Raw genomic sequence first — 13,066 nt, forward strand, 5'->3', positions numbered from 1 at the left:
GGTTCAAGTCCCCCTTCGCCCACAACATAGACGCAGATCAGGGGCATGACCTACGGGTTATGCCCCCTCTGCGTCCACACAGCGGTCCACAGGGAATCTGAGGGGATTCGGCCTGAGTACAAGGACCATGCCCCGTGGCGACCACTCCCCGCATTCGCGTTCGCAAGGACCGCAGCACCTATTCGCAGGTGCGCTACCGCATCACCCGTGACGGCAAGGCCGTACAGACATCCCAATCGTTCGACGACCACGCCGCCGCGATCCGATGGGCGAAACTGCTCGACCGCGTCGGCCCCGCCGAGGCCGAGCGCGTCCTCGCCGCCCAGCTCGGCGCCGTTGCCGACACGATCACATTGAAGGTGTGGCTTCACCGGTACGTCGACCGCCTCGGCAAAAGCGTGGACGACGAGACCAAGCGCAAGTACCGGCGCATGATCGACCGCGACATCGTCCCGTTCTTCAACGGAGAGCACTTGCCCGTCGACGGCGTGACGGCCGAGCTCGACGCCGCGTGGGTCGAGTGGCTCGAAACCGAATTCGACAACGCGCCCAAGACGATCCGCAATAAACACGGGTTGCTCTGCGCGGCCATGGGCGCGGCGGCCCGGCATCGGCCGACCGCGCTCATTCCGTGGAACCCGTGCGCAGAGACTCGCCTGCCGAAGCAGTCGGCCCGCGAGGTCGACCACCTGAGTGAGGACGAGTACGAGCTCATCGAGCAATTGCTCGCGCCATTCTGGCGCCCGTGGTGGGAGTTCGGCGTTATGAGCATGGCGCGCCCCGGCGAGCAGGGCGCGCTCACGGTCGGCGACATCGACCCCGATACCGGCGGCGTCTCGATCACGAAAGCGTGGAAGTGGGCCAACGGCAAGATGCGCCTCGGCGACCCGAAAACCGAGCGCGGCGTGCGCATGACGTTCGTTCCGCTCGAGACGGTCGCTCAGCTCGACCTCGACCGCCCGGCCGACGCCTATCTGTTCGAGACGCCGAGCGGTCTGCCGGTTACCTCGGTGCGGTTCTGGCAACAGGGATGGGCACCGGCGCTCGCCCGCCTCGAGGCGCTCGCCGCGTGCAGCCGCGCACCGTTCACCGGCGCGGCCGGTTGGGAAGGGCTGTCGTTCGACGAGCTGCGTCGCCGGTACGGGCATCTCGTCGCCCGCCTCATGGCAAAACGCCTCACCCCGTATTGCACACGGCATACGGGGATTTCGTGGCGCTTGCAGGACGGTGAGCCGATCTGGGTCGTGTCTCGCGACGCCGGGCACTCGTCGATCGCAATCACGGATAAGAGGTACGGGCACATCTCGGCGGCGGCCTCGGCGGCGAGCGCGCAGGCCGTCGCGGGCAGGCTGCCTCGTCTCCGTGGCCGGGTCCTCGATATGGAGCAGGCGCGCCGACGGCGTCTCGTCCGGCTCGGCCAGCTCGGCGAAATCGAGCGCGTGGCCGCCGGTTTCGAGGCTGTGTGGATGGACGCGCGCGGGCTCGTGCAATCGCAGGTGTTCGACACCTACGACGCCGCGGTCGACCACGTCGCCCAGCACGAGGCCGGCGACCTGCTCGCCGACGTTGCGTGACAGCGGATTTCATTTCATATCAGGTGCAATGAAATGAAAATCACCGCAGGTGAATGCCGTTTTCCGATGGGCCCCGACTCGGTGTGTGGCGCGCCAGTGCCACCGCGCACCGGGCCGGGCCGCCCGGCCGCCTACTGCGCCGACCCCACACACAACCCCGTGCGGGCGCACCGCGCGGCGAGGCGGTTCGCCGCGGCGGCCGAGCAGACCGACGCCGAGCACCTGGCCGCCGAGCTCGAACGGGCCCGGGCCCTCATTGCCGCGGCCGAGCGCGGTCGGCACGGTGCCGAGCGCGAGGCACACGCGGCCCGGCGGGAGCGAGACGCCGCGCTCGCGCTGCGCGATCTGGCGCGTAAGGAGGTGACCGAGGTACGCGGCGAGGCGGCTGAGACAGTGTCGCGGATGCGCACCGAATTCGACCGCGACGTCGCCGCAGTCGCGGCCGTCGCCGATGCCGAGATCGCCCGCGCGGAAACCGCGCACACCGTCGGCCACCCGCGTCGCACCGCCTAGGCGCGAGCTAAGCGGGTCTGCCCGGTCGAGGATCGTCTCGGCGGCTCCATGCCGAGACGAAACCTGGCACACCCGCCACCGCGAGAGCCGCGAGCGCTGGGATGGTCCACACGGTCGCGAAATCGTTGTATTCGGCCTGGATATACGTAGGCCTTATCGCCAGCAGGGCGCCCGTGACGATGCTGCACCCGAGGCCGACAACGCCCAAAGCCAGCATTGCGAACATCGACAGCCGCAGCCGTGTGCCCGCTGCGTAGATATCGCGCAGCGCCGCCGCGGTGACGAGTGCGAACGTGGCGACGATGGTCACCACGATGAGCCAGTTGTGTGCGAGGTTCACCGGTCCACCGAGCTCGAACTCTTCTGCCGGGGTGTCGTAAGCATTGCCGAGTCGGTAGGTCGCGATCATGGCGACCGCGATCCCGGCCGCGACGCCTCGCCAATACCGGAGGTACACAGCCTCTCGCGGTCTGTCCTCGAATGTCATCGCGCCGAACTGGTAGCAGCCGTAAAGCATGATGAGATGCTGAGCGACGTCGCTGATGTTGGCCCCGGCGGCCGTTATATGTCGGTCAATGAGACGCTCGCCGATCCATGGGACGAACAGAGTCGAGGCGGTGGCGATGGCTAGCATTCCGATAGTGAATCGGCGCGTCGCTGGGGCAGAGGACCATATGCCCAGCCGGGCGACACCTACTGCCGTCAGCGAGATGATGACGGGCAACACTCCGGCAGTCTAATTCTCCGCCCGATGAACCGGACAATCGGTTTGTCTTACGGATCGAACCCGAACGCCTTGCGCCACGCGGCCACCGAGGGCGGCTTGGGCGGAACCTCATCGTTGTCGAGCGCGTCCTCGGCTTCTTGCATGAGCTCCCACGCCTTCATGCCGTGCACTCTGGCGATAGCACGGATCTGCTCGGCGCTGAATCCGCGGACGTTCTCCTCTAGCCTTTCGTACACGCTCTTTCCTAGGCCCGCAGGCCCATAGACATCTTTGGCGGACTGCTGTTTTTTGACGCGTCGTCGCCGGATCACGAACGCCAGGGCTGCGGTCAGACTCGGTTTCTGCGGCAGCATCGAATCAGGCTAGCGGTCGACGGCGGCTAGTGTCTGGGCCACGCTCCGGCTTGTGCATTGTCCGAATCTCCGATTAGGGGGTTTGGGAGGTTGTCATTAGGGGTAGAGGCTATTGCCTTCCCCCATATGGGGGTAATACGCTGAGGCAATCATTTTAATGGATGAGAATCCTAGAAATCGCGCGAGAGATCGGCCCTTATGCCGGAAGGACCTACCCTCAGCAATCGTCCCCCTGGGAGTTCGGCGTGAACAACGACGCTCGCTGCGCCGCAAACGATCTATCTCTGCCTGCATTGGCGGCCCGCTTGGGCCGATGCAACTCGGCTGATGTGCAACGCGCGCTGAAGTTGACAGCGCCACAAGTGGCTGCGCGCCTTCGCGGTGCGGTTCCATTCAACGTCTCCGAGCTGGTCGTCGTCGCGTCACTTGCTGGCGTTCGAGTCCATTCGCTCATTGATCTCTTTGTGCGCGTCGTCGAGGAATCTCCCCAGGTCGACGTCAAGCGCTTGGCATAGCGCCATCATCGTGGGCACGGCCGCGGCACGTTTGCCATCTTCGATGCGCCGGATCGTGATGACCGGAACTCCGGACAGCTCGAACAGTTTTTCTCTGCTGTAGTCCCGCTTCGCCCGCAGGGCGCGGAGGTTCGCGCCGATGACGGCGTTCGCAAGCTCAACGTCCAGGTCCATGTGGATCAGTTTGGGCTCCGCGCGTTCAGATGACAACCCCATCCGGATCGCAATGTGATCCAAATGGACATTGCCGACTGGTTGCGATGTGATCCGTTTGAGTACTAATGTGATCTATATGGATCACACCAGCGAGATGCTGGGTCGCGTCGTAGAGCAAGCACTGATCGACGCCGACGTCAGCATCCGAAAGGCATCCGCCGAAACGGGAATCGCGTTCACCACGCTGCAACGAAAGCTGCGCGGACAAGGCAAGACCTCCTTCGATGTTCTCGAATTACTCGCCCTCGCGCGGTTGCTCCAGCGCCCCCTGTCCTCACTGATTCCGCAGGAGTTGCTGGCATGAACGCCGCCAGCGAATTCGAGACGTTTTCCCTCGAGCAGGTGTGCGAGTTGACCGGCGCGCCATCGCGCGACTGGCTGTCACGTCGCATCGCCACGGGCGAACTGACTGCCGTCCTCGCGGGCCGCGAGTGGCGGATGACGCGCAGCGACATGTGCCGACTCGTCGACCAAATGCGGGCCGCCGCCGAGCAGCAGCTCGCCGCCCGCGCCGTCGCCCGCACCGACGAAACCCCCGCCGCGCCTGCCAATCCCGCAGGGCTGTCCAAGCGTGGCGCTGCCCGCATGAAGCGGCAACGAGTCGCCTGAGCTTCCCGCGGCAGCAAAGCCGAAGCCGCCACGGGGACGCGTGACCCCGAGAGGTGGACCGCCGGGTGACCCCCTCACACCCGAGCCTCTCGAGGTTGCGCAACCACCCCAAATAACCAGGGAGAGAACAAATGCCAATCCCATGCAGGTATCGAGACAGTTCGCCCGTGACCGAGGACGACGCCGAGAAGATCATGCGCGCGTTCGGGTTCAGCTCCGCGCGGGCCGCCGAGGAGATCATCGGCGGCGGAGAGCGGCGGCGCGCGGCGCGCGGCATCGTCACAACCGCGTCGATACTCGGCCGCCAGATCACGCAAGAGAACCTGTCGCGAATCCACCGCGAGGCACGACAGGACGTTCCTGCCCGCGACGCAGGTGTGGCATGAACTCGCCCCTGCTCCACATTCCGCACCCGGACCGCCACACAGTCGGCCTGCTCACTGATCTCGGCCGTGTCGTGCTCGTGCTGGCGCTCGGTGTCGGCTGGTTCGCGCTCATGGTGTGGATGCCGCCGCTGTGAACGCGTGGCTGTATCTCATCGTCGCGTTCGGGAGCTGGTTCGTCAGCGGCTTCATTGTCGGCGCGCTGCTCACGGGCGGGCGACCACGGTCGCATCACCGTCCCGAATCGTCCCTCGGCACTGAGTAATCGACGTACCGCCGAGGGCCTAGCTCGGCGGTACGCCCCTACAACGAACGGATCGTATCCGATGACATCCATCTACAAGTTCGGCATCGGTGAGCGGGTACGCCTGCGCACCACTGGCGAAGAGCTGAAGGTCGCGAAGTACGCAGGCAGCTTGGACCGCCCCCGCCTGGTCTGCACCGACGGAGATCCTGATTCGGACTGGCGCATCTGCGCACCCGAAGACCTCGAGGCTGTGGCCTACGACCCGACAGTCGAACTCGCCACGCCGCCAGTGAATCTGGCTCCGGCTGCCGCGCTGGCCGCGCTGGCGCAAGAGATGGAATTCATGGGCCATCGCGAGTGGGCCGAACAGGCTCGCGCGATCGTCCCCCATTTCGGTTACCTCGTCGTCGCCGTTGACGCGGCCCGTGCCGAGGCGACCATGCTCGCCGCGCACGCGCCCGGCGTCCAGGTCGATGCGCGCACCACCGGCGACCGGCTGCTGTCCGTGGTGGGTGAGCAGTGATCTGGCTGATCTACCTGGCGCTGCTCGGCGCGATCGGCACGGCCGAAGCCCTCGGCATCGGCCGGACGGCCGAGCCCCCGCGTGACTGCCCGTCCTGCCGTGGTCGTGGCTGCGAGCGCTGCGGTTGGTCCGGCGAGGCCGCCCGAAGCGGGGTGGCCTGATGGCCGAGCTTCCCAAGCTGGATGAGATACGAGCAGACCCGGTCAGTCCGGCCGACGCGGACCGGGCGCGGCTCGAGGTGGTTCGCCGCGCCGAGAATGCCGACGACGCGCGCCAGCTGCTCGCGATGCTCGGCCTCGACAGCACACCGCCACGCAAGGCACGTAGCAGCAACCGCGACTGGCCAAGCAACCTCAGCCGAGCCAAGGCGCCAGCCAAACCTGCCCCGGCGGCCGTCATTCAAAACCCAGAGTGGTCGGACCTGGGTGCGTGTCGCGGCTATGACCCGGAGCTGTGGTTTTCGGATGTCGGGTCCGACTCGGCCGCCGAGGCCAAGCGGATTTGCTACGGCTGCCCCGTGCGCCGCGACTGCGGCGAGGCCGCTAGGAAGCGCGGCGAGCGGCACAGCATCGTCGCGGGATTCCACACCGGCGATCCAGCCGAGTGGCAAAAACTCTGGGTTTGGCTCGGGCTGAAAATGCCCGAGGACCAGCAGCGAGCGCTGAAAAGTCGGGAACTGATCTGCTCGGAATGCGGCGACCCGTTCACCACTCAACGCCGGAACGGCACGCGGTGCGTTCCGTGCATGCAAAACCTGGTCGAGATAGGACCGGTCGCCGAGCACATTGCGGCACTCGGCGCGCACGAACACGGAATGAACCCCACCCAGGTAGCGCGGGCGGCGAACGTTTCACAGAGCGTCGTCGCGGCTGTGGCCAAAGGACGGCAGCAGTACATCGGTCGCGACAAGGCCGAGCGCATTATGGCGCTCCGGCTCGATGCCGAGGTGGTGTCCGGATGACCGCCCCAACCGAGCGCGGCCTGTATGCCGGTGTCCCCGAAGACGTTTACCACGGCGACCGGAACTCGGTCTCGTCGTCGCAGCTGCGCGACCTCGGCGAGATGACGCCCTACGAATTCTGGTGGCGGCGCGAGAACCATGTGCGCAAGGTCAGCGAAGACATGGAGTGGGGCACCGCGCTGCATGTGCTCGTGCTCGAGCCGCACCGCGCCGACGAGCTGCTGATCGAGGTTCCATCAAAGACGTGGAACGCCAAGGCTGATCAGCAGATCCGCAAAGACGCGCGGGCGGCGGGCAAGGTCGCGCTACTCACCGAGCGTATGGAGTCGGTGCGGTGGGCGGTGCGCAACGTGCTCGCCGACTCCGACGTCGGGCACATGTTCCGCGACGGGCAATGCGAACTGTCCGGGTACTACCCGGATCCGGAGACCGGAATCATGCGGCGCATCCGGCCGGACTGCCTATACAGGGTGCGCGACGGCCGCGTGATCATGCTCGACCTGAAAAAGTCCGGCAGCGCCGACCCGGGGCACTTCGCCAAGAGTATTCGCACCTACGGCTACAACCAGCAGCAACCTCACTACGAGGACGTGCTGCGCGACCTTGACGTCGACGTGGCCGACGTGTGGTTCGTCGTCGTCTCCGACACCGCGCCGCATCTGGTGACCGTCAACCGCATCCCCGATGCGTATGTCGAGCACGGTCGCCGCCGCAACCGCACGGCGCTTGACCTCTACGCCGAGTGCACCAACTCCGGCGACTGGCCGCGCTTCGCTCGCGGCATCCACGAAATCCCCCAGCCCACATGGGCATATCGAGAGGACGACCATCTATGACCACCGAACTCGCTATCGCCGACTCGTTCGCGCCGGTACCGATGACCGCCTCGATTCTGGCTGACCTACGGCAGCAGGCCGAGGCACTCGACGCCGCGCATCAGGTCGCGGAATGGCTGTGCGCGACGGGGTTCGCGCCCGATCGCTACCGCGACAAACCGAAAGAGGGCGCGGTCGCGATCCTGTACGGCGCGCGCCTGGGCCTCGATGCCATTCAGTCGCTGCAGAACGTGTTCGACGTCTACGGCGTGCCGTCGACGTACGCGAAGGTGATGAAGGCGGCCGTGCTCGCCGCCGGGCATGAGATCTGGACAGTCGAGAAGTCCGCTACCCGGTGCGTGGTGCGCGGTCGACGCAAGGGCACAGACCCGAATCTGCCGCCCGAAGAGTCCGTGTGGGACATGAAGCGGGTGACCGATGCCGGATACGACAAGCGCAACCCCAAGTACCGCACCGAGACCGAGAACATGCTGTACGCCCGTGCGACCGCGGAATGCTGCCGCGCAACCGCGCCCGATGTGCTGCTCGGTATCGACTCCGACATCGAGGAGGTGCGCGACCGCGGCCCCGAGCCGATCCGTGTGAAGTCCGAGCGCGTATCGCCCGCCGACCTGATCGTCGAGAGTGCGCAAGCTGGCGTGGTCAATGCGCAGCAGTGGCAGGCACCCGCGCCCGTCGACGAGCAGCCGGTCGCGGCCGAGCGTGCGCCCTCAGAACCGAGCGCGAAACCGGAACCCGAACAGGTCAGCCAGCCCGAGAAGCCGTCGACCCGTATCCAGCAGAAGAAAGTCGCAAGGCTGCTTAACGAGCAGGGCGTCGCCGACGACGGCGACAAATTGCTCGCCATCGGAAAATTCCTTGAGCGCGAGATCGCCGGGGCCGATGACATCACCTGGGCCGAGGCGGTCGCGCTGCTCGAGTACCTCGAGCGCGACCCCGGCACCGAGGACCAGGCCGCCACCGTGACCGAAGGCGGCGACCAGTGAGCGCCTACGACCACCGCAAGCAAGCCACGATCGCCCTGACACACATCGCATCCGCCACCGACACCGCGCGCGAAGTCTCCTATGCCAGCGAGGCAACCGCACACGCTCTGATCTACCTCGGCGACCAGGCGCGCGAACTGGTGGAGCAGCTGCGCATCGGCAACGTCATCGCCGCCCTCGGCACTGACGGCGAGGACGGCTTGATCGACATCGAGGACCAGGCCGCCGCCGAGGTCTACGTGCGCGCCCGCATCGGCGGCCTCGTCAACCCCGACCCGAACGGGCACACGTGAGCGACGACGTAGTGGTCGGGCCGTGGCCCGGCAGCAATCGCTACGGGGTAACGCCGGGGCGGCCCAAGCCCCGGCGTCCCATCCCGAACAGATATCGAGTCGGCAAGTACGGCCCGGTGCAGCTCATGGACTGCCGCGAGTGTCGGCGACCGTTCGCACCCGACGCCGAGGTGCCGCGCGACCGGCTGTGTGCCGACTGCCGTACAGCGCAGGAGGAGGCGGCACCCATGTTGAACCTGACAGGACCGGAGCCCGACATCGAGGCGCTCAGCATCGAGGACCCACCGGCCGAGGACGAGCGGCAGTGACCGCGCATGAAAGGTGGTGGGTACGTGATGGATTCGATCACGGGTGCCTCGGTGCGCGAACTGATGCCGGTCGACCGTTTCGAGTGGGAACGAATCGTGCGGCGGGTCGAGATGCCGTCGACGGCGAAGTTTCTCGCGCTCACCATGGCGACCTACGCCGAGGCGGACGGGTCGCGTATCTGGCCCGGCGTCGAGCGTCTGGCGGCCGTGATGTGCGTGTCTGTGCCAACCGTGAAACGGCAGCTTGCGGTGCTGCGAAAGCTGGGTCTGATCGAGGTGCATCGGCGAGGTCGGCGCTCGGGTCTGGCCGACGAGTACCGGCTCACGATGCCCTCGGACATTCTCGATTTGCCGATGCTCGACCCGTCCGACACCCCCGTTTCTGGGGATCACGACTGATCCCTAGAAGCCTGTGGATAACTCTATCCACAGGAGTGGATAACTCGGTTCTACAGATCACCCGTGATCCGCAGAACCGAAGGGCGAGAACAGTTCTAGGGATCATTTGGACACGTTCTAGGGATCATTTGGACGCGTTCTACGGATCACCCATGATCCCCCACCAACCCATACCAACCACTACCAAGAACTACCCGCGTGGCTGGCTTGTGAACGCAACTCACCACCGCATCCACAAGCGGAGGTGAATCCATGTCACTCGATCGCACCGGAGAGCCCCGCGACGACGACCCCGGCCGCTGCCCGTACGACTGCCGCGACGGGTGGCTGTCCCGGCCCGACGCCGACGTGATGCGGGCGTGCCCGATCCACCGACCACCAGCGCCCGGCGTAGGCGTCCGCGACGACGCCAACCGATCCCCGAGCCCGCGAGCGCTGCAGGCCATAGCAGCAGCAGAACACAAGGAGCGCCGACCGTGACCAAGACCGCCGAACTCACCGAATTCACGACGGCCGCAACGAAACCCATTCGCGCCGGACAGCTTTACGAGGACGCCCGCGCCAGCAACGTGCGCCACCTGCGCGTCGATTACATCGAGGTCAGCGCCTACGCAATTCAGGTGTCCTGCACGGTAATTCGCCACGATCACGGCGACGGCCGCGTCACCGAGCCCTACCGCGAAACCTCGATGAGGCCGGAACGGCTCACCGGCCGCGAGTTCGTCCTCATGCACGACCCCGAGGTCGAGCGGGTCGCCGACATCCTCGCCGAGCACATCGCCGAGACCGTGACCGTGCAGCCCCTGGGCAGCGAGTGCGCCGCCGAGGTCGTCGTCGATTGCTTGTGTGGCGCCGAGATTATCGGCGACCTCGACAACGAGCCCGAGACGCAGATCGGCGCCGTGCAGCGACTCATGGCGCAGCACATCGCCGCCGTCATCGCCGGTGACGCGAAGTGACGCGATCACGTGCCAGCGCCAAGGCCGCTGGGACCCGTCACGAGAGCAGCATTGCGAACTATCTCGCCGACCAGCTCGACGAGGACCGGATCGAGCGGCGCGCTCGCAACGGCGCAAAGGATCGAGGCGACATCGGCGGCGTGCGCGCACCTGGAGGCGGGCGACTCGTCATCGAGTGCAAGGACTACGGCGGGCAGCTCAAGGCTGGGCCCTGGCTCGGCGAGACCGAGGTTGAGCGCGGCAACGACGACGCGCTCGCGGGGCTCGTCGTTGCCAAGCGGCGCGGCGTCACCGACCCCGGTTCACAGTTCGTGCTCATGACCGTTCGCGACCTCGTCGCGATCTTGTCCGGCAACCGGCCCGAGGGTGGCCTATGAGCGGCACATCGTGCGGCATCTGCACACGCCTCGTCGGCGACCGGCTTGCGCTGTGCGAGGTGTGCGGCCGGACGCTCGTCGACGCCCTGCTCGCCGTGCCGAGCCTGCTCGCTGACCTCGAAACCGCGCGCAGTGGGCAGGCCCGGATCGCCGAGGGCCGCGCGGGCGGCCGGTCGGCCGAGGCACCGCTACCGATCAAGGACACGAGCAGCGAGTACCGCGGCCGTGGCGTGCGCCTGCTCGGCGAACGTGACGCCGTCGCGCTGTCGACCGCGTTGCACGGGTGGGCGCGCGTGCTCGCCGACCACCTCGGCGCCGAGGTGCCGATCGAGTCCCGGGCGCTCGCCGTCCTGGCCGTCAACGCCCGGCACACCCGCGGCTCGGCCGAGGCCCCGGCCCTCGTGCACGAACATCGCCTACGTAACGGCGGCCGCGTCCGTGATTCCCATGTCGCGCGACGCATGGCCGCCCACCTCATCACGCCGGTACAGACCGACGAACGCCTCGCGGTATGGCTCGCCTCGCACCCACACGAGCTGCGCCAGCTCGAGGCGGCCGAGCAGGCATACCACGACATCGTGAACGCCACCGGCGGGCTACGGCGCGCGATCGACCGCCCCGCCGATCACCGGTACCTCGGCCGGTGCGCCGTCCAGCTCGACGACGGTGCGACGTGCGCGGCGAACCTGTGGGCCGAACCCGATGCGACGTGGGCGCGGTGCCCGCGGTGCCGCGTTCAGCACGAGGTCGCCCGAATCGAGGCCGCCGCCACCCGGGCGGCCCGCGAGATGCTGTGCACCATGCCCGAGCTATTGCACGCCTGCGCGGCCGTCGGCTCGCCGATCGCGCGCCGCACCGGCTACCGGTGGGCCGCCGAGGGCCGCCTCGCGCGGCGTGCGTGGCTCATCCGCTCCCGGGCCGGTGTGCGCATCACCGATCGGCATGAGGGCGGCGCGGTGCCCGTCTACCGCGTCGGCGACGCCCTCGAACTGGCGCGGCGCGAGACCAGCGAGAGAGGATCGACCGCATGACAGCGACCATCGTCGAATTCATCGAGGCCCGACTCGCCGAGGACGAGGCGATGGCAACGGCGGCCGGTACAGAAGACCATCCGGGCGGCCCGACATCATGGGACGCCATCGGCCCGGCCCTGTTGGGCCACCTCGGCCGCCATGATCCGGCGCGCGTGCTGCGACAGTGCGCCGCGCTGCGGGCGATCATCGCTGACCACGCGCCCGACCATTCGGACTACCTGTGCACGCGGTGCGTGGGGAAGAGGAGCGACGCGCCCGGCGACCCCGGCGGAGGCTTCCCATGCGGGACGGTGTTAGCCATCGCCGCGATTTGGGCCGAGCATCTCGACTACCGCGAGGAATGGCGGCCGTGACCATCGACGAGTTCATTCGCGCACGGCTCGCCGAGGATGAGACGATCGCACGCGCCGCGCTTCGGCACCCGACGAAGTACAACCCCGAGACTCGCGAACACGAGCGCACCGGCACCGATTCCGGCGAGTGGCACACCGATTCATACGTCGATCCGAACGACAAGCGGATGGTTCACGGCGCGTCCATGACCATCTACGACGAGGGCGGCCACACCGCCGAGCAGGCCGCGCACATCGCCCATTACGACCCGGCGCGCGAGCTGCGCCAGGTCGCGGCGACGCGCGATATGTTCCTGTTCATCTTGGAATCCTCGGGCATGTGGGAGTTGCTTGTCGGCGCCCGGCCACCGTCGGCCGAGCAGGCATCGGCCGATATCGAGAAGATTCGCGCCGTGCGCGCGATGGTCGCCGTCTGGCGCAACCATCCCGACTACCGGCCCGAGTGGTCCCCAGACTGACCCCGGCGCGCCGTGCGCGCGCCGGAAGATCGAAACACCCCGACCTGGTGCTATCCTCGATGGCACCTCGAAACCGGTACTGACAAACCGACCCCAAAAGTCGGCGACAGTGCCGGTTTTCGCATATCACGGGCACATTCGCCCCACGATCTCGCAGCGCGTCAACCGGTGCCAACCTTCACCGCAAGCGCCCCAACGCAACTCGTTCTAGCCGAGTAGCCGCAACCCGGTCCGACTCAACCGGGGGCCACGCTGCGCGCTGCGCCCCACGTCCCTGCACCCGTCATAGGTCACCACCTCGGACACCGGGCGCGAGTCCAGGGCGATCACCACAACCGCACTACGTAGGAGACACGATCATGCTGTCCACTCTGTCTGCCGCTCTGTCCGTCGTCCCGTGGGAACTGGTCGGCCGCCTCGCTCTCGCCGTGCTCGACGTACT

The 13,066-nt window shown here is 67.1% G+C and carries 23 protein-coding genes; 20 read left to right on the top strand and 3 right to left on the bottom strand.

Features of this window, described 5'->3' with window-relative positions; genetic code table 11:
- Positions 1–134: 134 nt before the first annotated feature.
- Both ACIBG0_RS39960 and ACIBG0_RS39965 read left to right on the top strand, forming a co-directional pair.
- The gene (locus ACIBG0_RS39960) at positions 135–1,574 is read left to right on the top strand and encodes a tyrosine-type recombinase/integrase (RefSeq protein ID WP_397040464.1); all 1,440 of its coding nucleotides are present in this window, start codon (positions 135–137) and stop codon (positions 1,572–1,574) included.
- Positions 1,575–1,607: 33 nt separating this feature from the next.
- Positions 1,608–2,087 carry a hypothetical protein gene (locus ACIBG0_RS39965; RefSeq protein WP_397040465.1) on the top strand — a complete coding sequence of 160 codons (480 nt, stop codon included), beginning with the start codon at positions 1,608–1,610 and terminating at the stop codon, positions 2,085–2,087.
- A 7-nt stretch (positions 2,088–2,094) separates the two neighbouring features.
- On the opposite strand, the gene ACIBG0_RS39970 is transcribed toward ACIBG0_RS39965, so the two are convergent.
- The 3 genes from ACIBG0_RS39970 to ACIBG0_RS39980 all read right to left on the bottom strand — a co-directional run bounded on the left by ACIBG0_RS39970 (position 2,095) and on the right by ACIBG0_RS39980 (position 3,856).
- The gene (locus ACIBG0_RS39970) at positions 2,095–2,721 is read right to left on the bottom strand and encodes a hypothetical protein (RefSeq protein ID WP_397040467.1); all 627 of its coding nucleotides are present in this window, start codon (positions 2,719–2,721) and stop codon (positions 2,095–2,097) included.
- Between the two features lie 140 nt (positions 2,722–2,861).
- Positions 2,862–3,167, bottom strand: a complete 306-nt coding sequence (locus ACIBG0_RS39975) for a helix-turn-helix domain-containing protein (protein ID WP_397040469.1) — start codon at positions 3,165–3,167, stop codon at positions 2,862–2,864.
- Between the two features lie 422 nt (positions 3,168–3,589).
- On the bottom strand, positions 3,590–3,856 hold the full coding sequence (locus ACIBG0_RS39980; protein ID WP_397040471.1) for a helix-turn-helix domain-containing protein: 267 nt from the start codon (positions 3,854–3,856) through the stop codon (positions 3,590–3,592).
- Between the two features lie 118 nt (positions 3,857–3,974).
- Here ACIBG0_RS39980 and ACIBG0_RS39985 point away from each other — a divergent pair, with 118 nt between their 5' ends.
- The 18 genes from ACIBG0_RS39985 (at position 3,975) to ACIBG0_RS40070 (ending at position 12,624) form a co-directional block, all read left to right on the top strand.
- Complete coding sequence (locus ACIBG0_RS39985; RefSeq protein WP_397040473.1) at positions 3,975–4,202, top strand: hypothetical protein; 228 nt, start codon at positions 3,975–3,977, stop codon at positions 4,200–4,202.
- Complete coding sequence (locus ACIBG0_RS39990) at positions 4,199–4,507, top strand: hypothetical protein (protein ID WP_397040475.1); 309 nt, start codon at positions 4,199–4,201, stop codon at positions 4,505–4,507. The genes ACIBG0_RS39985 and ACIBG0_RS39990 overlap by 4 nt, the downstream gene beginning before the upstream one ends.
- Before the next feature lie 167 nt (positions 4,508–4,674).
- Positions 4,675–4,893 carry a hypothetical protein gene (locus ACIBG0_RS39995; protein WP_397040477.1) on the top strand — a complete coding sequence of 73 codons (219 nt, stop codon included), beginning with the start codon at positions 4,675–4,677 and terminating at the stop codon, positions 4,891–4,893.
- Entirely contained in the window at positions 4,890–5,027 is a 138-nt protein-coding gene (locus tag ACIBG0_RS40000) for a hypothetical protein (protein ID WP_397040479.1), read from the top strand. Before ACIBG0_RS39995 ends, ACIBG0_RS40000 begins: the two co-directional genes overlap by 4 nt.
- 189 nt (positions 5,028–5,216) lie before the next feature.
- A complete protein-coding gene (locus tag ACIBG0_RS40005; RefSeq protein WP_397040481.1) occupies positions 5,217–5,660 on the top strand; it encodes a hypothetical protein in 444 nt (147 codons plus the stop codon).
- A complete protein-coding gene (locus tag ACIBG0_RS40010; protein ID WP_397040483.1) occupies positions 5,657–5,821 on the top strand; it encodes a hypothetical protein in 165 nt (54 codons plus the stop codon). The genes ACIBG0_RS40005 and ACIBG0_RS40010 overlap by 4 nt, the downstream gene beginning before the upstream one ends.
- Positions 5,821–6,621, top strand: a complete 801-nt coding sequence (locus ACIBG0_RS40015; protein ID WP_397040485.1) for a WhiB family transcriptional regulator — start codon at positions 5,821–5,823, stop codon at positions 6,619–6,621. The genes ACIBG0_RS40010 and ACIBG0_RS40015 overlap by 1 nt, the downstream gene beginning before the upstream one ends.
- A complete protein-coding gene (locus ACIBG0_RS40020; RefSeq protein WP_397040487.1) occupies positions 6,618–7,457 on the top strand; it encodes a PD-(D/E)XK nuclease-like domain-containing protein in 840 nt (279 codons plus the stop codon). Before ACIBG0_RS40015 ends, ACIBG0_RS40020 begins: the two co-directional genes overlap by 4 nt.
- Complete coding sequence (locus ACIBG0_RS40025; protein WP_397040489.1) at positions 7,454–8,443, top strand: hypothetical protein; 990 nt, start codon at positions 7,454–7,456, stop codon at positions 8,441–8,443. Before ACIBG0_RS40020 ends, ACIBG0_RS40025 begins: the two co-directional genes overlap by 4 nt.
- Positions 8,440–8,736, top strand: a complete 297-nt coding sequence (locus tag ACIBG0_RS40030; RefSeq protein WP_397040491.1) for a hypothetical protein — start codon at positions 8,440–8,442, stop codon at positions 8,734–8,736. Before ACIBG0_RS40025 ends, ACIBG0_RS40030 begins: the two co-directional genes overlap by 4 nt.
- Positions 8,733–9,044 (top strand): hypothetical protein, encoded by a 312-nt coding sequence (locus tag ACIBG0_RS40035; protein ID WP_397040493.1) that lies wholly within the window; start codon positions 8,733–8,735, stop codon positions 9,042–9,044. The genes ACIBG0_RS40030 and ACIBG0_RS40035 overlap by 4 nt, the downstream gene beginning before the upstream one ends.
- A 51-nt stretch (positions 9,045–9,095) precedes the next feature.
- Complete coding sequence (locus tag ACIBG0_RS40040; RefSeq protein ID WP_397040495.1) at positions 9,096–9,443, top strand: helix-turn-helix domain-containing protein; 348 nt, start codon at positions 9,096–9,098, stop codon at positions 9,441–9,443.
- Positions 9,444–9,695: 252 nt separating this feature from the next.
- Positions 9,696–9,923, top strand: coding sequence for a hypothetical protein (locus ACIBG0_RS40045; RefSeq protein ID WP_397040496.1), 228 nt, complete (start codon positions 9,696–9,698; stop codon positions 9,921–9,923).
- Positions 9,920–10,402, top strand: coding sequence for a hypothetical protein (locus ACIBG0_RS40050; protein WP_397040498.1), 483 nt, complete (start codon positions 9,920–9,922; stop codon positions 10,400–10,402). The genes ACIBG0_RS40045 and ACIBG0_RS40050 overlap by 4 nt, the downstream gene beginning before the upstream one ends.
- Positions 10,399–10,779 carry a hypothetical protein gene (locus tag ACIBG0_RS40055; protein ID WP_397040500.1) on the top strand — a complete coding sequence of 127 codons (381 nt, stop codon included), beginning with the start codon at positions 10,399–10,401 and terminating at the stop codon, positions 10,777–10,779. Before ACIBG0_RS40050 ends, ACIBG0_RS40055 begins: the two co-directional genes overlap by 4 nt.
- On the top strand, positions 10,776–11,810 hold the full coding sequence (locus ACIBG0_RS40060; protein ID WP_397040501.1) for a hypothetical protein: 1,035 nt from the start codon (positions 10,776–10,778) through the stop codon (positions 11,808–11,810). Before ACIBG0_RS40055 ends, ACIBG0_RS40060 begins: the two co-directional genes overlap by 4 nt.
- Positions 11,807–12,166 (top strand): DUF6221 family protein, encoded by a 360-nt coding sequence (locus ACIBG0_RS40065; protein WP_397040502.1) that lies wholly within the window; start codon positions 11,807–11,809, stop codon positions 12,164–12,166. Before ACIBG0_RS40060 ends, ACIBG0_RS40065 begins: the two co-directional genes overlap by 4 nt.
- On the top strand, positions 12,163–12,624 hold the full coding sequence (locus ACIBG0_RS40070) for a DUF6221 family protein (protein ID WP_397040504.1): 462 nt from the start codon (positions 12,163–12,165) through the stop codon (positions 12,622–12,624). Before ACIBG0_RS40065 ends, ACIBG0_RS40070 begins: the two co-directional genes overlap by 4 nt.
- Positions 12,625–13,066 lie beyond the last annotated feature (442 nt).

The organism is Nocardia sp. NPDC050630, assembly GCF_044457245.1.
In the GTDB taxonomy this organism is placed as follows: domain Bacteria; phylum Actinomycetota; class Actinomycetes; order Mycobacteriales; family Mycobacteriaceae; genus Nocardia.